General features: G+C 56.4%; 14 protein-coding genes and 2 pseudogenes. 2 read left to right on the top strand and 14 right to left on the bottom strand.

The window, feature by feature from the left end; genetic code table 11:
* Positions 1-30 precede the first annotated feature (30 nt).
* A pseudogene (locus AC2FGE_RS05025) lies at positions 31-990 on the top strand (IS481 family transposase).
* Positions 991-1,043: 53 nt separating this feature from the next.
* Here AC2FGE_RS05025 and AC2FGE_RS05020 read toward each other — a convergent pair.
* The 4 genes and pseudogenes from AC2FGE_RS05020 to AC2FGE_RS05005 all read right to left on the bottom strand — a co-directional run bounded on the left by AC2FGE_RS05020 (position 1,044) and on the right by AC2FGE_RS05005 (position 7,953).
* Entirely contained in the window at positions 1,044-5,177 is a 4,134-nt protein-coding gene (locus AC2FGE_RS05020; RefSeq protein WP_496818106.1) for a M10 family metallopeptidase C-terminal domain-containing protein, read from the bottom strand.
* A 375-nt stretch (positions 5,178-5,552) separates the two neighbouring features.
* Positions 5,553-6,815 (bottom strand): annotated as a pseudogene (locus AC2FGE_RS05015) (IS3 family transposase).
* A 39-nt stretch (positions 6,816-6,854) separates the two neighbouring features.
* Positions 6,855-7,193 carry a hypothetical protein gene (locus AC2FGE_RS05010; protein ID WP_496818105.1) on the bottom strand — a complete coding sequence of 113 codons (339 nt, stop codon included), beginning with the start codon at positions 7,191-7,193 and terminating at the stop codon, positions 6,855-6,857.
* 118 nt (positions 7,194-7,311) lie between these two features.
* A complete protein-coding gene (locus tag AC2FGE_RS05005) occupies positions 7,312-7,953 on the bottom strand; it encodes a glycosyltransferase family 25 protein (protein ID WP_496818104.1) in 642 nt (213 codons plus the stop codon).
* Positions 7,954-8,380: 427 nt separating this feature from the next.
* On the opposite strand from AC2FGE_RS05005, the gene AC2FGE_RS05000 reads away from it, so the two are divergent.
* Positions 8,381-10,165: an ABC transporter ATP-binding protein gene (locus AC2FGE_RS05000; protein WP_496818103.1), complete on the top strand. Its 1,785-nt coding sequence runs from the start codon at positions 8,381-8,383 to the stop codon at positions 10,163-10,165.
* Between the two features lie 61 nt (positions 10,166-10,226).
* Here the strand turns inward: AC2FGE_RS05000 and AC2FGE_RS04995 are convergent, their stop codons facing one another.
* The 10 genes from AC2FGE_RS04995 to AC2FGE_RS04950 are packed head-to-tail and all read right to left on the bottom strand — an operon-like array spanning position 10,227 to position 21,545.
* Positions 10,227-12,170, bottom strand: coding sequence for a vWA domain-containing protein (locus AC2FGE_RS04995; protein WP_496818101.1), 1,944 nt, complete (start codon positions 12,168-12,170; stop codon positions 10,227-10,229).
* A gap of 10 nt (positions 12,171-12,180) precedes the next feature.
* Complete coding sequence (locus AC2FGE_RS04990; RefSeq protein ID WP_496818100.1) at positions 12,181-13,518, bottom strand: serine/threonine-protein kinase; 1,338 nt, start codon at positions 13,516-13,518, stop codon at positions 12,181-12,183.
* Positions 13,519-13,526: 8 nt separating this feature from the next.
* The gene (locus AC2FGE_RS04985) at positions 13,527-13,787 is read right to left on the bottom strand and encodes a hypothetical protein (protein ID WP_170535048.1); all 261 of its coding nucleotides are present in this window, start codon (positions 13,785-13,787) and stop codon (positions 13,527-13,529) included.
* Positions 13,788-13,804: 17 nt separating this feature from the next.
* On the bottom strand, positions 13,805-15,436 hold the full coding sequence (locus tag AC2FGE_RS04980; protein WP_496818099.1) for a formylglycine-generating enzyme family protein: 1,632 nt from the start codon (positions 15,434-15,436) through the stop codon (positions 13,805-13,807).
* Entirely contained in the window at positions 15,429-16,619 is a 1,191-nt protein-coding gene (locus tag AC2FGE_RS04975) for an ABC transporter permease (RefSeq protein WP_496818098.1), read from the bottom strand. Before AC2FGE_RS04975 ends, AC2FGE_RS04980 begins: the two co-directional genes overlap by 8 nt.
* On the bottom strand, positions 16,619-17,350 hold the full coding sequence (locus AC2FGE_RS04970; RefSeq protein WP_496818097.1) for an ATP-binding cassette domain-containing protein: 732 nt from the start codon (positions 17,348-17,350) through the stop codon (positions 16,619-16,621). The genes AC2FGE_RS04975 and AC2FGE_RS04970 overlap by 1 nt, the downstream gene beginning before the upstream one ends.
* Positions 17,331-18,581, bottom strand: a complete 1,251-nt coding sequence (locus tag AC2FGE_RS04965; protein WP_496818096.1) for a trypsin-like peptidase domain-containing protein — start codon at positions 18,579-18,581, stop codon at positions 17,331-17,333. The genes AC2FGE_RS04970 and AC2FGE_RS04965 overlap by 20 nt, the downstream gene beginning before the upstream one ends.
* A 5-nt stretch (positions 18,582-18,586) precedes the next feature.
* Positions 18,587-19,681 carry a serine/threonine protein kinase gene (locus AC2FGE_RS04960; RefSeq protein ID WP_496818095.1) on the bottom strand — a complete coding sequence of 365 codons (1,095 nt, stop codon included), beginning with the start codon at positions 19,679-19,681 and terminating at the stop codon, positions 18,587-18,589.
* 8 nt (positions 19,682-19,689) lie between these two features.
* Complete coding sequence (locus tag AC2FGE_RS04955; protein WP_496818094.1) at positions 19,690-20,919, bottom strand: PP2C family protein-serine/threonine phosphatase; 1,230 nt, start codon at positions 20,917-20,919, stop codon at positions 19,690-19,692.
* A gap of 5 nt (positions 20,920-20,924) precedes the next feature.
* The gene (locus tag AC2FGE_RS04950; protein WP_496818093.1) at positions 20,925-21,545 is read right to left on the bottom strand and encodes an FHA domain-containing protein; all 621 of its coding nucleotides are present in this window, start codon (positions 21,543-21,545) and stop codon (positions 20,925-20,927) included.
* Positions 21,546-21,567: the final 22 nt, after the last annotated feature.

Raw genomic sequence — 21,567 nt, 5'->3', positions numbered from 1 at the left:
GTTTGTGCAACAAAGCCGGAAGGATGCCTTATGGGACAGATACGTCACGGCTGCGCCACGACAACGCACGCCATCCGAGCAACAATACAGCGATCGCAAGCTTCGAACGCTAAGCTGAGCCGCGAGCTTGGCATCAACGTGAAGACCGTTGCCAAGTGACGAAAGCGTCAAACGGTCGAGGATAGAAAGACAGGCCCAAAGGAGCCGAACTCGACTGTGCTAAGTAAAGATGAAGAGGCGATGATTGTTGCCTTCCGGCGTCATACTTTGCTGCCGCTTGATGATTGCCTCTGTGCTTTTCAGCCCTCTATTCCTCATCTGACACGATCTTCATTGCACCGCTGCTTGCAGCGGCACGGCATTTCACGCCTGCCCGACATGGGCGGAGACAAGCCGAAACGGCAGAAGTTCAAGCGGTACCCAATCGGCTACTTCCATATCGACATCGCCGAACTCCGGACCGCTGAAGACAAGCTCTTTCTCTTTGTGGCCATTGACCGCACCAGCAAGTTTGCCGTGGCCCAGCTGGTGGGCAAGGCAAACAGGAAAACTGCCTGGGAGTTTCTGGAGCACCTGCTTGAAGTGGTGCCCTATCGTATCCACACTATCCTAACCGACAACGGTATCCTGCGCGCCGAATAGCCCCGAAACAGGAACACAATCCATTCCCGGCCTATGCGCTTTGATATGATCTGCGACGCGAACGGTATCGAGCATCGCCTGACAAAGCCGAACCACCCTTGGACCAATGGTCAGGTCGAACGCATGAACCGCACCATCAAGGACGCAACCGTCAAGCGGTATCGCTACGAGAGCCACGACCAACTTCGTTCGCATCTGACTGACTTCCTCGATGCCTACAATTACGCTCGTCGATTGAAGACACTAAGCGGACTCACGCCGTACGAATACATCTGCAAAATCTCGACTTCCGAACCGGGTCGATTCATTGTCAATCCGATCCACCAGATGCCGGGACTAAACACCTAGTTTAGCGCAGGAATTGGAGAGGCATAGCCAGCGTATGCTCTCCACTACCTGGTTCAAATCAAGAAGACGTCGTCGTCTAGCAGTCCATCCACAAAACCCAACTCGGCAACGTTGGCGGTTCCGATTGGTGTCAGATTCGTGCCCAAGTTGTCAGCGCTCTGCGGGGAAATCCAAGCTATATCCTTCTCGATCTGCATCGACGGGTCATTCTGAATGTCGGCAAAAAGAATCTCGTCGGCTTCGCCGAACCCAGCCAGTGCCGGCGCTGTCTTTTGCTGTTGAGCTAGTTTGGGCAGAGCGTAGCCAACCGTTCCGCTACCGTTGATATCGTATTGATAGAAATTTTCCACATCAATCACATTAGGGATGATTTCTGCGCTCAAGTAGCCACCGTTTCCATCCAAAGTCCATTCCGCATAAGACCCGTCCGTGTGCTTCAGCAGAATCTTGAAACCTCCGCCAAACGCTTCGGTGTGAATAGCTTCCCAGCCGGGCAAGCTGTTGGGGCCGACAACCTGACCATTCAAGGTCAGTGTCTTATCGCCATCAATGATATAACCCGTTTGGGTGGATACAGACAGCGTCGTGCTGCCGTTGCTTTCAATCACAGTTGTCGTATGGCCAACAGTGGCATCGCCATTGAGATCAGCGCCGTAGAATGTCTCGAAATCCACTATGTTGTTGATAATTGAAGCGCTTTCGTATTGTCCGGCACTGTTCAATGTCCACTCGGCATAGGTGCCGTCAGTGTTCTTAAGCAGAACTTTGTACCCGCTTCCGAAGGCTTCGGCGTGAATGGCGCTCCAGCCCGGCAATGTGTTGGGTGTCACCGATTGACCGTTCAGGCTTAAGGCTTTGTTACCGTCGACGATATAGCCTGTTTGCGTAGACAATTGCAGCGCAACAGCGCCGTCATTTTCAACCGTTGTTGTTGTATGGCCAGTTGCGCTGTCTCCGTTGATATCAGCGCCGTAGAAGGTTTCGACATCCACAACATTGTTGATCAGCGTGGCTGCGACGTATTCACCAGCGCTATTCAGCTCCCATTCGGCGTAGGTTCCGTTCGTATTTTTCAGCAGTACTTTGTAGCCACCACCAAAGGCTTCTACTTGTACAGCCGTCCAACCCGGCAGTGTATTCGGGCCGATACTTTGGCCATTCAGAGTCAGCGGTTTGCTGCCATCGATGATGTAGCCGGTTTGCGTCGAACTCTGAAGTGTGACGGTGCCGGCGTTTTCGACAGTTGTCGTGACATGACCCACTGTGCTGTCACCATTCAGCTCTACGCTATAGAATGTTTCAAGGTCGTATACGTTACCTGCGATCGCGCTGCTGACGTAAGCTCCGGTACTGTCCAGCGTCCATTCGGCATACGTGCCATCTGAGTTGCGAAGCAGAACCTTATACCCACCTGAATACGCTTCTGCCTGTATGGCCTGCCAGCCGGGGATGCTGTTGGGGCCGATCTTCTGACCATTCAGGGTCAATGTCTTGGTGCCATCCACCACATAAGCATCTTGCGTTGAAACAGCCAGGTTTACGGCCCCGTTGGTATCAATGTTAGCGAGGAGGACATGGCCGATATTGGCATCGCCGTCGATGTCGGCGCCGTAGAAGGTTTCGACATCCACAACATTGTTGATCAGCGTGGCTGCAACGTACTCACCAGCGCTATTCAGCTCCCATTCAGCATAGGTGCCATTTATGTTTTTCATCAGTACTTTGTAGCCATCACCAAAGGCCTCTACTTGTACAGCCGTCCAACCCGGCAGTGTATTCGGGCCGATATTTTGGCCATTCAGAGTCAGCGGTTTGTTGCCATCGATGACGTAGCCGGTTTGCGTCGAACTCTGAAGTGTGACGGTGCCGGCGTTTTCGACAGTTGTCGTGACATGACCCACTGTGCTGTCACCATTCAGCTCTACGCTATAGAATGTTTCAAGGTCGTATACGTTACCTGCGATCGCGCTGCTGACGTAAGCTCCGGTACTGTCCAGCGTCCATTCGGCATACGTGCCGTCTGAGTTGCGAAGCAGAACCTTATATCCACCTGAATACGCTTCTGCCTGTATGGCCTGCCAGCCGGGGATGCTGTTGGGGCCGATCTTCTGACCATTCAGGGTCAATGTCTTGGTGCCATCCACCACATAAGCATCTTGCGTTGAAACAGCCAGGTTTACGGCCCCGTTGGTATCAATGTTAGCGAGGAGGACATGGCCGATATTGGCATCGCCGTTGATATCGGCGCCGTAGAAGGTTTCGACATCCACAACATTGTTGATCAGCGTGGCTGCGACGTACTCACCAGCGCTATTCAGCTCCCATTCAGCATAGGTGCCATTTATGTTTTTCATCAGTACTTTGTAGCCATCACCAAAGGCCTCTACCTGCACTGCGGACCAACCGGGCAGAGTATTTTCGCCAATGTTTTGACCGTTCAGGCTCAGCGTTTTGTTGCCGTCGATGATGTAGCCGTTTTGCGTCGAATTCTGAAGCGTGATGGATCCGGTATTTTCGACGGTCGTGGTCGTATGGCCAATCGTGCCGTCGCCATTGATATCCGCGCCATATACGGCTTCCAGATCAACAACATTTCCGACAACCACATTGCTGACAAACTGGCCTTGGCTGTTCAGGAACCACTCGGAATAACTGCCATCTACGTTCTGCCATAGCACCCGATAGCCAGAAGCGGTTTCTTCTGCCTGAACGGCGTTCCAACCTGCCAGAGAGTTCTGTCCCATGACCTGACCATTATAGGTCAAAGCGATATTGTCGGTTCCTCCGTCCAAGACATAAATACCCTGCGCTGCGTGTTGCAGAACTGTCCCGTTGGTTTCGACGTCGCTGACCTGCATGGCTTGCATCACTTGCGATTGCGTGAATGCTTGCCCAACATTGGAGAACTCGAATAGTTCCACATCATTGTAAACGGTGAACACGACGCGGGTGATAACATTCAAGAACCCGAAAGTTGCCCCGTTGTCTAGAAACAGATAGCCAGACGTGGCGCTGATGAAGCGGATCGTATCAATGCCTGTGCCACCAGTGAATGACCCAGCATTGCTGGATACGATAGCGATGTCGTTGTCGGCCCCACCGTCGACTATGTCGGCACCAGTTCCTGCAGCGACATGGATCGTGTCATTGCCGCTGCCGCCATTGATCACGTTGTTGTTGGAGCCATTGGACACAGAATAGAAGGTATCGTTGCCCCCGTTGCCAGATAGCCCATTCACCGCAGTATTACCGACGATCGCATCGTCACCGGATCCTCCGGACGCGTTCTCGATCACGACGCCATGCGCGATAGTGAACCCGCCCTTTATACCATAGACAAGCGAAACCGCGCCACCACCCGTTGCGGTGTAGTCAAGCGTTGCTGGACGAAGGTCGAGGACAGCGCTGTTGGCGCCTGTGTGGGACAATGTATCGATCCCACCGGTATCCCAGATGGCCTGATAGCCGGTACCCGCGGTGTTAAAGGATGCCAGCGTGTAGGTGTTGTTGCCAGAGTTGGTCGACGTGTTGGCGCCGTACATGGCTTGCAGGGCGGCAATGTCCAACGCGCCCAATCCGGTAGAGCCACCATAGGTTGCGGATACCGGTAGAATTCCATTTTGGCTGGTCCATCCGTCATTATAGGACATGACGGTAAAAATACCCTGGTTCAGGTTCGACACACCAAAGGAGTTGAAGGGGTTGGTCACGCCAGCCATAACTGTCGTACCTAGCCCGTTGTCATGGGGGTGCCCCAGCCCCAAAGCATGACCGATCTCGTGCAGGATTGTCGTGAAGAAATAGCCGCCCGGCGACCCATTCGCAGCATTCCAGTAGCCTGTATTGAATGCGCCGAACAAAGGCGTGCCGCCCCCAGGGCCAGGCACTTGGTGAAAGCCCAGTGTCGAGCTATCAAAAAACGAACTAGGCGCCACTACCTCAATAAGGTCCGCAGTACCGTTATTGCTTATCTCGACGAAGTTTATGTTTGCAACTGCTTCAATCGCGCTCAACGCCATTCTGAACTGGGCCTTGAGCGTTGGTGTCCAATCACCCGTGTCCAGATACTCGCCAAAACTATATGTGATGGTCGTGACTGTGTTTGGATTCCCATCGCCAAAAACATAGTTGCCCTGAATGGCACTAAGAGGCGACGAGGACGAGGGAGGAGCTACGTAGGTGAACATTTTACTGCTTTCGAAGTCTTACTTTGTTATATGTTTTTCACTAGATGGCTGGTTTGCGGGCGGGAATGCAATACCAGTGCGTTAACGCGGCATCGGTTTCAGGTTAGAAATCGACCCCGGTTACTGCAGAGGCACAGTTCGAAACTGGCGGTAGCACAGTGTTGTATCGGCATCTGACAAGAGAAGGGGTTCATCTAAGTGTTGCTTTACGAATCATATGGTGCGGTCGAGTACTTTTCTCGCCGCAATCTAAGGTCGAGTTGTGGCAATACTTTGACGCGCATCAGCGTCGGCTCAAGCGCTTCTTTAGATCACGGTAGACGGAATGATTAACAATTCGACCAAACGGTGAAGTGTCTCACCCGCCAAGTCACATCAGGTCGTTGATAGAGCGAGAGCCAGGCACAGAAGTAAGCGGTCTTGGTGTATCATCGGCCTTTGATCCATCAGGATGATGGTTTCGGGCGCTGGCGGGCGATAGCCCGGAGCACTGTGTGGGCGTTTTGTGTTGTAATGTCTCCTCCATTGTTCGATCAGGATTTGAGCTTCGCGCAAGCAGTAGAAGATCTCTCCGTTGAGCAGCTCGTCTCTGAACCTACCGTTGAAGCTTTCACAGTATCCGTTCTCCCACGGGCTGCCAGGTTCGATGTAAGCCGTCTTGGCGCCAACGGCGGCGATCCAGTCTCGGACAGCCTGGGCGACAAATTCCGGCCCATTGTCTGAACGTATGAAACGGGGTGCTCCTCGAAGTATGAACAGGTCTGTCAGGACATCGATTACATCGGTCGAGTTCAGCTTGCGCTTCACTCTAATCGCCAGGCACTCCCGGCTATGCTCATCAAGGATGTTCAGCGTCCGAAAGGCTTGGCCATCGTCAGTTCGGCAATGAACGAAGTCATAGCTCCACACGTGGTTGCGATGCTCTGGTCGAAGCCGGACACACGAGCCATCGTTCAGCCAGAGCCGTCCTTTCTTCGGTTGTTTCACTGGCACTTTCAGCCCCTCTCGTCGCCAAAGCCGTTCAATCCGTCCGTCGCTGACAGACCACCCAGCCTCTCTCAGCAGCGCTGCGATCCTGCGATAGCCATATCGGCCGTATTGACGGGTCAGCTCGATCATGTCGGCCACCAGCCGGTCTTCGTCTGCGCGACCTTGTGCGACGTGCCGTTGCGTGGACCGGTGTTGCCCAAGCACGCGGCAGGCGCGTCTCTCGGAAACGTTCAGCTGGTTGCGTACATGGCTGATGCAGGCACGACGACGAGCGGGGCTCAATAGGGCTTCGCGTTCAGGGCTGAAAAACATCCACTGGATGGTTTCCTTGACGCCCTTCATCCTTTGCGGCTTCCGTCAGAATCAGCTTGTCCAGAGTCAGATCAGACACCGCGCGTCTTAGCTGCTCGTTCTCTTTCTGAAGCCGCTTCAGTTCTTTCAACTGATCTACACCCATTCCGCATTCGCCGTTGGGCTCGAACCAATGGTGCCTTCAACGGCTCATTTCTTTCGCCAGCGGCAATAGGTTTGTTCAACAACGCCGATCAGCCTGATCGCATCAAAACGAGACATGCCTTGACCCAGCAGAACCTCAACCTGCCGTAACTTCAAGACAATCTCTTCGGGCTTCGGTCTCTTGTTTGCCATTCGTGCTCCTCCGTTTCCTAAACATAACGGTGGACCAGTTCAGTTGGGGAGGCTCAGCGCGATCCTCAACCCATGGGCATCCATGGTGTCGAACAGAGCATTCACATCCTCGGCAGCAATATCCAGATCGTCATCTGGCAGCCCGACGTAATCATATGCCTCAAGGTCTCGGCTCGAAAGCGTCAGAAACAGGCCGTCCCATTTTCCGCCTTTGACCAAAACGGCATCGCCCCCTGGTTCGGGCTTGAACGCCGCAAATGCCTCATCCGAGAAAAAGCTGATTAGCAGATCATAGTTGCGATCTTCATACGCGATCTCTTGCCAGCGGGGATGCAAGGATTTTCCGCCTGCACGGACAACAACAAGATTTTCTTTCATGATCTGTCCTGAGCGCCGCTTTGGCTGTTTAGCAGGGGTGCGAGCCCCGCAATTTCGGTGGGTTTGAGGGGATGACTGAGTCGCCCGTAGCTATATCTGATCTGGTAGAGCGCATTGCTTAGAAAGCGCCCCGGAGAGGAACCGCTTTTTTTTTGCTGTTGCGGTTGGCCTCGATCGTGCTGTCAAAAGTTCCGCGTTCTGCAACCATTTGGTTCGCCAAGGTCAGAATTGGCACTTTGTGTTCCCAGTAGAATTTGAGGTCGATATCAACGGGGCGCGCAAACGGGGCATGGACAGCCGCCAGATGTGTCGCCACCGTGCGGCCAATGATATAGCCTGTTGTTCTAGGAGGCAGCCGATCCGACAGGACCAGGCTCTGATCTGCGACCGTCCCCAAAACCTGCTCGCCACTCCCTGCCACGCCGTCCAGTTTGATCATAACGTCTTGATAGCGCCCCGATGACTTGGACAATGCATCCAGAAATTGCATCGGGTTCTGAATGAATGTCGCATCATCTTCCAGCACAAGGGTCAGGGTATCTTCGGTCTCAGCGATTGCTTGCCAGATTTTCAGATGGCCCAAGGCGCAGGCTATTTCATTGCGGCTGAGCGGACGCTTGAACGCGCGCCGGTTCCTTTTGGCATCGTAAATGCGCGATACATCCGCGTCGAACAGTTGATCGCCGTAGATTGCGTCGAAGAACTGAGTGCGGTAGTCCCAGCTGCGTACATTCCGTCTGACATGCGTTACGCCGATCAACGTCCTTTGGAAGGCTTAGAATGACGGCTCTAATCGACACGGGCGGCTTACCTAAACGAAATCTGGCAGGGTTCCAAGGGCCAAGTATAACAATCACAAGCGATAAACGCAGGCTAAACCTGTGCGAACTGCCTGCCCTGCCCCGGCGGCAAATATCCGCTCAGTTGCACAAACTCTGATATCCCTCAAGGATGTAACCGTTGGGATCAGGGCTATCGAAGTACCGAATTGCCTCCATTTGTTCTGCTTGCTGTTGCATCGTGCCTGGATCGTGCCTAACTGTGCACGCCTAACCGATGGCGCGTTGTCGTCGTCCATACGCGACCAATTGAAAGGTCACTCTGTCACGCTTGGGTATCTGCCCTTTTGGCCAAAATGATTTTAGGTTATCTGAGCGAGCGCATGGTTTCATGATCTGGAGAATGCAATGATTAAGCGCGCCTGGAACAAGTGGCGGTCCGGCTATATGGGCCGCCTGATTGGCGAAAGCTTCTATGCACAAGGCTGGATGTACGGGATCGCAATCGTGGCGATGATATTGGTCGCTGCCACCACTGCGGGCGCGGCCTATATGATGGAGTACATCGTCGATGCCATGACCAGCCCGGAGATGCGTGGGTGGGCTCCGATTATCGCACTATCAGTTGTTGGCTTGTTCCTGTTAAAAGCTGCGGCAACCTATATTCAGGCGATTTACCTCGCCCGGGCTGGAAATCGGATTGTTGCTGCGCAGCAAGATAAAGTTTTTCGTAAACTCCTTCGGCACGGTGTCGATTTTTTTGGCCAAAACGAATCATCAGAACTTTTGATGCGAACGACGCACGGTGCACAAGCCGCCCGTACTTTGATCGATGTGCTCGTAACCGGCTTTGTACGAGACCTGCTCACACTCGTGGGTCTGATCGCTGTTATGGTTTATCAGCAGCCACTGTTGTCAGTTATGTTTCTGATTGTCGGTCCGATAGCATTGCTCGGAGTTCGTCAACTGCTGAAAAGTGTGCGAAAGATCATGCAAGCGGAATTCACATCGCTTGCTGAGATTATCCGCGTGCTCCAAGAAACTTCAGCTGGGATCAAAGTGATAAAAGTGTTGTCGCTAGAAGAGTTGATGACCAAACGAATGGATACCGCGATCCGAAAGGTCGAGGCACGCTCCAACGATATTGCACGCCTGCAAGCGATTGCCAGCCCGTTGATGGAGTTTCTGGCCGGTCTGGCTATTGCGGGCGTTCTGATCGTCAGCACACTGGGAATTGCTGGGGCTGAGCAACCCACTGCAGGTCAACTGATGTCGTTCATCACCGCGTTACTGATGGCTTATGAGCCAGCTAAACGCCTGTCGAAGATGCGCGTTCAGATCGAAGCAGCGATGGTTGGCGTAAGCCTGGTATTCGGGTTGCTGGATCAAGAAGACACGATGACCGAGAGTCCCGACGCAGAGGATATTCCGGACGGTCCAGGTGAGATCGCGCTGCGCAATGTGACCTTTGGCTATCAGGGCTCAATTTCAGTGATCGAAGATATGAGCGTAACCTTTGCAGCGCGGCAAACTACTGCTTTGGTCGGCCAGTCCGGGGGTGGCAAGTCTACGATTTTCGGATTGATCATGCGGTTTTACGACCCCAATGAAGGCACAGTCGAAATCGATGGCCATGATGTCCGCCATGCGAGTTTTGCGTCGCTGCGCAAGAAAATCTCTTACGTGGGCCAGGATACCTTCCTGTTCTCGACGACGGTGATGCAGAACCTTCGCTTTGCCGCGCCTGATGCAACCGATGAGGAAATCTTTGACGCGGCCCGTGCCGCACACGCACATGATTTCATTTCCGAGCTGCCGAATGGTTATGATACTCTGGTCGGTGAGAACGGTGCCTTCCTCTCCGGGGGTCAGAAACAGCGTCTGGCTATTGCGCGCGCGATTTTGCGTAAGGCTGAGATTCTGTTGCTGGACGAAGCCACGAGCGCTCTCGATGCAGAATCCGAAAACTTGGTGCGCGAAGCGCTGGATGCGCTGACAAAGGACATGACAGTGGTCGTCATCGCGCACCGTCTGTCCACGATTCTTGAAGCGGACAATATCATGGTGATTCAGGACGGGGCCGTTGTCGAACAAGGCAATCTGGATCAGCTGATCGCCCGCAACGGCAGCTTCCGCAGGCTTTATGACCAACAGTTTAAAAAGAGTGCTGAAAAAACTAAGGTCGCAGAATAAAAAAAACCGGGGCAGCGGAAGTATCCCGAGGCCCCGGTTTTTATTGGATTGTTCACCTGTTCTAGGGCAGATCGTCCAACAACATGGGATACAATAGATTGCCCGCCTGTGGCCCTGCCCCCAGATAGTCGACCCACTGATCCGTCGATTCATTGTAGCGACGATAGCGTTCGATCTTGTCATAGAGGCCATTGACGATGGTCTGCTGTTCAGAAATGGGCAGACGAACCCAATCGTCTTCGGTAATGGCCATAATCTGTGATTTATAAGGCAAATCGGCCAGATACTCGTCCAAAGCCACTGCCTCGGCCAGGCTTGGATCGGATTGGCGTGACACCTGATCAGGGCGACGGCTCATATCAGCGGCGACACCTAGAACTTGGGTAAAGAACTGATCAGGGTTCACCACGTTCCGTTCAGCCTGATCCACGATGATCCGCAACGCTTCTTCCAGATTGCTCAGGTCGGCTTTCGAGATCAGCAGACGGATAGACAGTGGTTTCAAACCGGTGCGGTCGAAATCTCGGTCGGCGACATAAGCCTCGAACAGATCGGGTGCTTGCGCGCCTTCGGTCCGACCAAGATAGGCCAGCTGCATCGTGCGGCTGGCGGTGTTGAGCCCGCTGAACAGCCCGCCTTCGGCCTCATCGACGATTGCATCTTCATCCAATAGGGCGTCCCCGTCGCTGCCGCGATAAGATGACGCCTGTTGCGCCACGAACTGACCCAATTGGCGGGCCGTGTCCTTGTAGATGGTGGGATCGCCGTTCTCGATGGGAAAATACAGCGGCGCCGAGTTCGGAAACGCGGTTAGTTGTTTATAGGCCGCCTCGGCCGAGGGGTGATCCTTGGCTCCGCGCGCGGTGCGCAGATGCATGACGGCCATGGCGCCCCCGATCCGCTCGCGAATAAGGCGGTTCAGGCTTTCAGCGCTCAGACCGGTCGAGGAGTATTCATCATCAAATTCGCGCGGACCTGCATCGGTCACCAGAACGATGAACCGGCTTCCAAAATCGCTCCAATCCATATCCTGTAGCGCATGTTCAATCCCGCGATAGCTGTCTTCGCGGAAATTCTTGCTGCTGGCCTTTGCCTCCTGCATCTGGTCGATCCCGGCCAGGAAGTTTTCGACATTCAACCCCTGCTGCAAATCCACAAAGGTCTTGACGTCATAACCTAGCTCGGGTGCAGCTTGCAGGCTGTCACGATAACCCACTAGGGCAAAGCTAACCGCATCGGCGGCGTCGGAGGACGCTGCCTCGCGGTACACTTCCTGCAGTGCATCGCGGGTGGCGCGGATATAGGGTTCCATGGAAATGGTCGTGTCGACGACAAAGACCACCCCGGTTTTAAGGTCACCCGCAGCCTGACCACTTGGGGCGGCTGGTGGGTTCGGCGCATTTGCGCTGGCGACGGCAACTTGCAGAAGGTTAACGAAGGGCCCGATATCGAACACCGCCTCTTCGGTCGACAGGATCGGCATCACGTACAGGTTCTGCCGTTGATCGATCGTCTCACGCGGGCCAAGGGCGATCACGGTTTCCGACGGTTCGCCGCCTTGCTCGGCCGCCAGTGCTTCATCCCGCGCATCCGCAGCCAGATTGGCGGGGTTTTCGCTTTCGATGATGTCGTAAATCGGGTCGATATCGTTGAAGAACAAAACCCGGCTCACATTGTCACTGCCTTCCAGCGTCGCAACGATGTTCTGGTTCCAGTCGACCGTCGCGGCCTGAGGCACCCACATCAGGTCTTCCCCCCGATCAGTGGCCCCGATCTGCATCCAGTCGCCATCGCGGTCATACACAAAGAATACCTGCAGCGGCGAAAGGGCTTTGCCAGGAGCTTCGCTTTCAGGCTCTGTTCGCGCCTCGATCCGCTCGCGGATCAGCACGCGCTGGAACAGGCTGGTTTTGCCCTCGATCGGCAATGGTGATTTCGACTGCGCCAGAACCGGCCCCGCCAGCGCCAGTGCCGTTACAAGAAGGAGTATCCGTTTCAACATCATATCCGTTTCCTCACTCGCCCAACCTGTTCAGGGCCTCGCGTGCCGGGTCTGATCCCAGATCAGCCGCACGCTGGTAATACCGCCGCGCCGCCGAGGCGTTGGGGCGCGGGAAAGGGGAAGTCACAGTGCTATGGGTCTCGGGGTCATACATTTCGGCAATCAGGATATTGGCGTCCGCCCGGTCCTGTTCCGAAAGTTCCTGATCATTGCTGATGGCAATCAGCGCGCCCAGGGCGGCATCAAGGTTCTGTGCGCCACCCGCCGCCAGCAGATCGCGCGCTGCGGTCAGCGGGTTGTCTGCGGCGACCGCCTCTTGCGCAACGACAACGGACTCGTTGACCTTGGCCGACTGACCACCGGGTCCTGCAAGAAAATACCACGCAGCGCCTGCTATGACCGCCAGCGCCACCACACCTGCGGCGATCATGGGCATATTGCTGCCGCCTGAGGTCTTATCCGACGGTGCTGCGTCCTTGGCGGGGGTCGCCCCTGCCGAGGGCGTTTTTTTCACCTCACCGCTCAAGGCTTTGTGGAACAATCCGGGCAGGTCCGAAGGGCGGTCTTTGGGGTTGGCTTTCAGCAACTGCTCCAGCGCCCATTTCAAACCAGGGGCGACCTTGGGATCGGTGATCTTGACGTCTGCTTTCCGGTCTTCGACCGCTGCGAACCCTTTGCCCTCACCCGGTAGCTCCAGCCCTGAGGTTCGCATCAGAACCAGCCCCAGCGCATAGGCGTCCGTGGCGGTAGACACCTCATTGCCAAACAGGCCCAACTGTTCCGGCGCGCAATAGCGCAGCTTGCCTGCAAAACTGTCCCCAATGATGGATTTGTCCGTGCCAACACTGTCTGAGGCCAAGCCGAAATCAATGAATTTGGCCTGATTGATATCATCATGTGAGATCATCACATTATCCGGGGCCACATCGCGGTGGACGATGCCCAGCTTGTGAATGGCCTCAAGCCCTTGCGACAGGCGTAGACCCAGTTTCAACACATCGTCCGAGGACAGCCTTGCCCCCTTTTTCAGGTAGTGCGCCAACGGATGACCGGGCACAAATTCCATCACCAGGAACAGACGGCCATCCTTGTCCAGCATCGAGGTCTCGAACCGCACCACGGCATCACTGCGCACGGTACGCAGCAGGTTCGCCTCGCGCCGGAACAGATCAACCGCTTTTTGGTTCTTGGCAAAGCTGGGCGTCATGACCTTGATCGCCACCTCATGCCCGCTGGCCCGGTTCAGGCCACGAAATGTGGCCCCCATGCCGCCCTCGCCCAGCAGGGATTTGATCTCATACGTATCCTGCAGAACGCTGCCGGGTTTCAGGCCAAGTACCGAATGTTCCATGGGTGTCCTTACCTCCGGTTTTTCAGGCTGATGGCGCTGTGCTTGCTAAAGGTGCGGATATCCATGATCTGAAAGCAGATACCGGCAAATACCAGCGACGATGTGATCCCGAACACCACCGTCAGGAAAGCGGCGATGATCGTGGTTGTATCCGGACCGAGCGGCGACAGACGCAGCATGGTCACAGCGGTGAAACAGAAAAAGATAATCGACAGCGCGGTGGTGATCCAAACCAGAACCTCCAGCGATTTGTTCAATACATCCCTCATTCTTCAACCTTTCCAAGTCATTCTTCCATGAACGATAGGGCCAGCCCCTGAATATCGTCCGCTATTTGATCCAAATCCGAATATCCCGCGACGCTGCGCGCGCCGATATGATCCTGCACCAGCGCCAGACAGTTTGCCCGCTCACGTCCCCGGCTTTCTTCGGTGGGGTAGATGAAATCGATCTGTTTGCGTAGCAGCACGGGCGAGTATTGATCGACCAACCCTTCGATCAGGTTGGCATATTCAACCACATCCGCCTTTGCTTTCTCTTCGATTTCCCTGAGTTTTGCGGCGGCCTCTTGTCGGGCGATCTCAATTTCCTTCAACAACTCCTGATCCCCGGCGGCGCGCGCCTCGCGTTCGATGGCGTCAAGCTCGGGCTGGATTGTCAGCATTGAGATCAGAGCGTTCAGATAGCGGCGCAGCGCCTGGCCGCAGACCAGAACGCCCGAGGTCAGGATCAGCCTGACCGATTGATCCCTTTGTGCGTTGCGCTCAACCCGGCCCCTGTTCAGCGTGTCCTTGATCACCGCCAATTGCGTCTTGGTTCGATCCGACAGGGTTTCCGCGGATATCTCATCCAGCAACTCCATCGCCTCTTGTTCGCTTGCGGCCGAGGCCAGTCCTTCATCCGGACGCGCCAGTTCGGCGAGCCCGTCCTTCAGCGCCTGATCCTGATCCGCCGAGGTGATGGCCAGGCCCTGCAGTACCAATCGGGTACCGGTGAAGCGATCCGCCGAGGCGGTATTGGACAGGATGTCAAAGGGCGGAACCTCGAACCGGGTCGAGGATGTGATGTCTGCCAAAGGCGTCCGCGCATCGCCACCGCGTTTCACAAAGCCACCGGCCTGACCATGCAGGCGCCCGTGGCGGACCAGAGCAAAAGGATCCCCAACGATCTCGGCTGCATTGCCCAGCATATCATGCAGACCCAACGGGTTGGGACGCAATGAGCCCACGACCTGTAGCTTACCCCCGGCGGAGGCCGTACCGCCATGGGCGATGTATTCATCCTGCGGCGTACCTTCGGGCACCGGAGGCAAGGGGGCACGGAACAGGGATTGATCCACCGCCAAACCACCACGGGCGGAGTATTCCCATTCTTCTTCGGTGGGTAGGCGCAGATAGGCCCGCGTATCATCGACGCGGGGCAGACTGTCGGACGCATTTTCCATCAGCCATAGCGTGTAGGTTTCCGCAAAGCGCTGATAGTCCAGCTTGGTTTGTCCAACCGCCGGGACAAAACCCCGGCGACGCGGTTCCTTGTCGGGGCAGCCAACCATGACCACATCCCATTGCGCCTGCGCCAGCTCATACTTGGCCATATAGAAATAGCCCTTAGCCGCGCCTTCGGGATCGGCAAAGGCACCAGAAACAAATGCTCGGCGCAATCCGTTCAGATAAGGCTGATCGCTGCCCTCCTGCCCCAACACGACCGAGACATCGCCGATGACGCCATCGGTGTTGGGCGTTGCCACCTTGCGGAACGTCATCGCCCCGCCGCAAGGCATGGGCAGGGACAGGTCGCCATCGGCAGGCTGTGGATTAAAGTATTTCTCTCGCCAAGTGATCTCCTGCGCCTGCGCGGTTGCGGACAGGGTCAGAAGACCAATCAGTGAAGCGAGCGCGAGGTGGGTCAGTTTAGGCATGGGTCAAGACCTCCTGAGGTTCGACATTACGCACGGCAAACACCGCCCAGATCGCGGCGGTCACTGCCGTCACGGCGCCAAGAACCAGCGTCGCAATCACATCGCCCGCATAGAGGCGCGCAACGGATTCGCCCGGGGCGGTTTCGAACGTGGCATTGATGGCCAGCAGGAAGGGTAGGATGATGATCAGCGTCGCAATCACGCCGCCCAGCACCAACGCAAGGCTCTGGACCACCGGGATCACACAGCGTTGTCGGTCGGGCATGGTTAGCATGGAAAACAGGCTGAAAATGACACGCTGCCGTTCGACCATCCCGCGCAGATTGGCGGACATCGCCGCCCAGAAGCCAAACATGGCGAGTGCAGCAATAGCTGTGAACAGGATGTTCAGATTGCGCCGGAAGGACAGTAACAGGGCTGCGTTTTCAGCCCGAGGGCGCGATTGCAGCCCCTGTTCAGCCAGATGGGCCGACAAGGTTCCGATATCTTCAAGCGAACGCGCATAAAGCCGAAAGCTGGCATAGGTTTCGGGCTCGGCAACCGGATCGGTCCAGTTTGCGGGGTTCGAGGTCAGATCGTCGCGAAACCGCTCGACCGCCAGAAGATCGGGCAGCGACAGAAAGATGGCAGGACGCGGCCAAATTTCGGGGGGCAATACGCCAATCACCTGCAGATCGCGGCGGGCGTTTTCGCGTTGCCCATCCACTTCGCGCCCGATGATCATGTCAACTGTATCCCCGGCCGAGACCGAAAGGTCCTGCGCCAGCTTGTCCGAGACCCACACGCGACCCGGCGCAACCGCTTCGCCGTCGATCAGCGGATCACCCGCAGCTGAGGGGATCAGAGGCACCGCACGCTCCAACTTGCGCTGCGCCTCATGTCGCACCGCGTTGGCTGATGTGTTGATCGAGCGCGTAGCAGGCACGATGAACCCGACATCTTGCCGCGCGCCCAGGGCGGCGAAGAAGGCTGCATCATGCTGCTCGGCCCCGATGGCTAGGATTTCGCGGTTCGACGGGTCCTCGATCAATCGGCCTACCATGGTGCCGATGATCCCGTTCTTCAGCGCCAGAATGATCAGCAGCGGGCCCAGAACGCCCGCCAGCGCGGCGACAAAACACAATGCCGACTGCCAGTCATGGCGCAATTCGCGCAGGGCCAACATGGCTGGTATCCGAACCATCACGCCACCCTCGCCGCCGCGCGGCCCGCTGTTGAGAAGATCGAATAGGATTGCCCCTGATGATCCAGAAGTCGGTGATCGGCACGTGGGGTATCCGCAAACTCACCCGTTTGCGCCTGATGGCTGGCAAGCACGACGGCCGACCCGGCCTCGGCAGCAAGATGTACGATCAACCCTTCGACCTCGGCTACATTGGCGGGATCGAGGGCGGAAACCGGCTCGTCCAGTAACAGCAACGCGGGTCGTCCCAGCAAGGCTCGCGCGACCGAGGCGCGTTGGCGTTGACCCACCGATAACTGACCCGGTTTGCGGGCGGTCAGGTCCCTTAGCCCCATAGCGCGGATCAGGTGATCCTGCCATTCGATATTTGGCACCTGCCCCGCGACACGCACGGGCAGTTCAATATTCTCCTGTAAACTCAGATACGGCACCAGCGTATTGGTTTGCAGCACAAAGCCCAGTTTATCCGGCCCGGCAAACTCGGCCCTTGGGGTTTCAGGTGTGACGGTCACTCCGTCGATCACATGCAGCATATCCGGCAGGTCCGTCAGCGGAAGCGCCCCGGCAATCAGCCCCAGCGCGGTGCTTTTGCCCGCCCCGCTGACCGCATCCAGAACGATGGTTTCGCCCGCGCTCAGCTCCAGCTCTTCGATCACCACGAAGAAACCGGGCGCGCGTTCGATCCCAAGGTTGCGGATCGACAGGACCGTATCAGGGGCGTTTGAGGACAAGCGCAACCCCCCCAAGCTCGACTTTCGATTTGGTGTTGATCTGCACCGGTTCATTCGGTTTCAGACGGCGGCCATCGACCCTGGTGCCGTTGGACGAGCCCAGATCGGTCAGCATCATCTTGCGCCCCCGCAAGGACAGGCTGGCGTGGCGGCGGCTGAGGTTGCGATCGGTGATGGTCAGCGTGTTCTCGCTGGCGCGCCCGATCGTGACACCCGATTGGAGTTGGGCGGCGCTGAACCGTTCGGATTTTCCATCCATGCTGACGGCCAGAATGGCGCTTCCTGAGGATTTCGCCGATCCACCCCCCCGTGCAGAATTCGATCCGCCGCCGCTTTTGCTTAGCGAGACAACGAAATAGATGCCGCCGATTACGGCCGCACTGGCGCCAGCCAACACGGCCAGGATGATCAGCAGGCCGTTGTCTTTCGCGCCACCGCCGACAAAGTCCGGGTTGTCAGGATCACATTCCTGCTGGTGCGCGTTAAAGGGTATGCCCGCATCCCGCAAAAAACCGGATATTGGGTTTGCGGACGAGGCCCAGAATGTGTTGTTTGTTGGCGTGCGACCATCTGAGTTCCAAACCGAGATGACCGTGTTGATCCCCAGAACCGATCCGCAATAGTCGATCAGGGGGCCGCCAGAATTGCCGGGGTTGACCGATGCGGTGTGCTGTACGATTTCGAGGGTTCGCCCCGTTTCATTGAACGACCCCGGAGCAACCTTGCTGATCGCCCCCTGAGTCACTGTTGTTTCAAAAAAAGGCAACATATCCCGCCCGGCATTGATCTGGTCCGAGGAGCCGGGATAGCCGATGGCAGCCACCTGTTCACCCTTCAGTGCTTTGCCTTCTCGCAGAGACAGAAAGCCGGGCCGATGTCCGCTGGATTCCTGCGGGACAATCCGCAGCACGGCCAAATCCAGCTCGCGCGAGGCATGCAGGACCTTTGCATCATACAGAAAAACCCGGTCATCCTGTTTGAACCCGACCTGTATGTTCAGGCCGCCGTTAATCACATGATGGTTGGTGATGTAGTAGTAACCGCCACCTTCGGGCAGTTCCGACAGGACAAAACCCGAACCAGTCGCTTGCCCGCCGCTGAGATCCACGACGGCTCGCCCGACGGCCTTGTCCGTTTCAGCCACGATATCCGGCGCGATTTGTGCAATGGCAGCACAGACCGTCGCGACCAGCCAGGCAGCTGTAAGACAAAGGGAACGGGTTAAAGTCACAACTTTCACGTCAGTATTCCATATGCAATGACGGTCACTGCCACGATCAGGATCAATAGCAACACAAATATAGAAGCCTTGCGGCCTCCGGCTTTTTTCTTGGGGCGCTGCCTCGGGCGGCTAGCAGGTTTTGCACGGGGTTCTGGCTTCGGTCGGCTTGGGCCCGGCGCCGCTCCATGCAGGTCGATGCCCACAAGCCGGGCATAGTCACGCGCTGTGCGGATGCGATCACGCGGCAGCAACCTACAGCCAAGATCGATAGCATTCAGCAAGGCGTCGTCATATTTCTCCTGAACGCGGTTGCGTTTCAGGTTGTGACGCACGGGGACGTAAGGATCGCGGCCTGTCGCCCGCTTTTCTTTCCAACGCTCCTCGGCGTTGGGCGGAAGGCTTTGCGAGACCATTTCGTAAAGGATGACCGACAGGGCAAACAAATCACTCCAGGGTCCTTCCTGAACGCTGCCAGTCAATCCGGTTTTGTCCGCTGGAAACTGCTCAATCGCGGCGTATTTGCGGGTGAACATCGACGCCAGACCGTTGGATTTTCCCATCAGGCGGGCCGCGCCAAAGTCGATCAAGATGGGTTGCCCGTCTTTGCGGATCATGACATTTGCCGGTTTCATATCGCGGTGAACCACACCGACATCATGCACGGCATCCAAAGCATTCAGCATGGAATGCAGGAATGTGGTGACCAGATCGGGCGGCACTGATCCGCGGGCCTCAATCATGCGCGCCAGCATTCGATCCAGTGGATCGCCGTGAATGTACTCCATCACGCAATAGGCCGTACCATGCTTGCGGAATGCGGCCCGCACACGCATCAGGCCCTGTTGCTGAGGCAGATCGCGCAGAAGGTTGGCCTCTTGCAGAAAGGCCTCAAGCCCCATGTGGAACAACTGCCGCCCCTCGGACGTGGGCGAGACAGCGTTGTCGGGACCCCGATCTGCATAGTCAGCGGGGAAATACTCCTTGATCGCAAACCGCTCGCCGGTTTCGCGGTTGCGCGAACGGTAGGTGATGCCAAAGCCCCCCTGCCCCAATACGTCCCCGAGAACGTAACCGGCAAAGGTTTCTCCTTTTGGCAAATGTACCGACACGGTCAGAACTACCTTCCTTCGCCCTCAGGGTTTTCGACTGGAACATCATCCTCTTCCTGAGGCTGTGCAGGCGTTTCCGGCTCCACCGGCACTGTGCTTTCTGGTTCTTCAGGCGCAGATGGCTTGGTGGGTTGTGGGGGCGTTTCCTCGGGTGCAGGGGGCTCTTCTGGGGTTGCACCCTCAGCTTCGGGCACCTGCGCTTCCGGCTCAGTTAAGGGTTCCCCCTCGATACTGGGGTCGGAAACAATTGGATCATCATCGACTGTGCTGTCACCGATACTGCGTTCCTCTTGTGATGGCGGATTTGGGGCGGGCTCAGGCTCTGGCGTGACTTCGACTGGATCAGGCCGCAGCAACCATGCGCCAGCAGCAGCAACAACGGCCAATGCGCCCAGACCAATAGCTGCATATTTAAGCGTATTCCCATTGCCGCCGGTATTGTGAAACGCCCATTGGCTTCCCCGCAGCATACTGCTCATGCCCTCCTGGACATGAGCGTAGACGACAACGGTTGTGTTATCCTGTTTCGGCTTTCCTTTCGCCTCGACCGCGTTCAACAGATCCGAGGCGACACCGCGCATATCGCGGCTTTTGCCACCTTGAAGGATATCCCGGATTTCAGGCTGCGAAAGGGTATCCAGCCCATCCGAGCAGGAGAGAACCACATCACCCGGTTTCAGGCTGATCGCATTGACGTCAGTCAGAGAAATCCGGTCCCCCATCAGCGCCGAGCGCAAGGCATTGCGGCGTGGGTGGCTGTCCGCTTCTTCCTGCGTGATCTTGCCAGCGGCAACCATCTGCAACAACTCGCCGTAAAGCGAGTGGTCTGCATTCAGCTTTTTCAGGCGTCCGTCGCGCAACAGAAACAAGCTGCTGTCACCGACGGAAACCCAAACCAGCCGATCGCCCAGCTTGAGCGCCGCGATCAGAGTGCATCCCATGCCCTTCAAATCGGGCTGGCTGGCAATGCGCTGGCGCAAGGCTTCATTTGCCGCCGTCAGCGACTCCTGCAATCGGTCCCGCGGGCGCGGCGCGTCCGAGCCCCCGATGAAATGCTTCTTGAACGCCGACAGGGCTAGGTTGGATGCAACCTCCCCCCCAGCGTGGCCACCCATTCCATCGGCAACCAGCATCAGGATGTCGGATTTCGGGTCGCGTTCGTTCTGATAGACAAGATCGAACGCGTCTTCCTGATTTTCGCGCTGGCCGAGGCTTTGTTTGCCGCTGATGATTGTCATCGGGATCAGTCGTCAGCGCTGTCGGCCAGCTCTGACCAGTCAAAATCCTCGTTGCAGAAGGCCACAAAGCGCACATGCGTCTGTTTCGACAACTCGATCAGCGCGTAGTTTTCCAGCGGCATGGTTGTGGCCACGATCTGACCGTTTATACGGCTGATGTTCCGGCCCGTGCCCGGGGCAGCAAAAAACACCCGGTTGGCATCGTCGAAGATCACACGCAAATGGTCCTTGCCGGAAATCATCTTGTCACCGAAATCCAATGCAACGCGCTCGCCACTGTCGCGGCCCAGCGTGTTCATGCCCGAGCCCAGATTGACCGACTGGCCCAACCCCGGACCTTTGACCACAACCAGCCACCCGGTAATCGGGTCGACCATCGGATCAAATTCGGCCTTGTCCGAGAAGTTCTTGGACATACCACCATGGTAGATCTGCGTCTTCTCATCTTCGACATATTCAGTCGGCGCTTCGCTGAAGGACGATCCGCTTGGCATGGCATGTGTCGCCTCGTCATCCGAGGGCGAGATGCTTTCGGTGAACCCGTCATCTGATCCAAAATCCAAATCGTCATTCAGCTCTTCGTCGTCCTTGTCGAACAGCCAGCTTGTCTTGTTGTCGTTGCCCATGTCTTCACCTTTCCTGTGTGTG

This window comes from Ruegeria sp. YTSA075 (assembly GCF_059610245.1).
This window is presented reverse-complemented; position numbering and strand designations above follow the sequence as displayed.

Bases quoted from the DNA above. Each gene is read 5' to 3' on its own strand.
- AC2FGE_RS04950 (WP_496818093.1), bottom strand. From the start codon at position 21,545: ATGGGCAACGACAACAAGACAAGCTGGCTGTTCGACAAGGACGACGAA.
- AC2FGE_RS04955 (WP_496818094.1), bottom strand. From the start codon at position 20,919: ATGACAATCATCAGCGGCAAACAAAGCCTCGGCCAGCGCGAAAATCAG.
- AC2FGE_RS05010 (WP_496818105.1), bottom strand. From the start codon at position 7,193: ATGAAAGAAAATCTTGTTGTTGTCCGTGCAGGCGGAAAATCCTTGCAT.
- AC2FGE_RS04990 (WP_496818100.1), bottom strand. From the start codon at position 13,518: ATGGAACATTCGGTACTTGGCCTGAAACCCGGCAGCGTTCTGCAGGAT.
- AC2FGE_RS04975 (WP_496818098.1), bottom strand. From the start codon at position 16,619: ATGGTTCGGATACCAGCCATGTTGGCCCTGCGCGAATTGCGCCATGAC.
- AC2FGE_RS04980 (WP_496818099.1), bottom strand. From the start codon at position 15,436: ATGCCTAAACTGACCCACCTCGCGCTCGCTTCACTGATTGGTCTTCTG.
- AC2FGE_RS04995 (WP_496818101.1), bottom strand. From the start codon at position 12,170: ATGATGTTGAAACGGATACTCCTTCTTGTAACGGCACTGGCGCTGGCG.
- AC2FGE_RS04985 (WP_170535048.1), bottom strand. From the start codon at position 13,787: ATGAGGGATGTATTGAACAAATCGCTGGAGGTTCTGGTTTGGATCACC.
- AC2FGE_RS05020 (WP_496818106.1), bottom strand. From the start codon at position 5,177: ATGTTCACCTACGTAGCTCCTCCCTCGTCCTCGTCGCCTCTTAGTGCC.
- AC2FGE_RS05000 (WP_496818103.1), top strand. From the start codon at position 8,381: ATGATTAAGCGCGCCTGGAACAAGTGGCGGTCCGGCTATATGGGCCGC.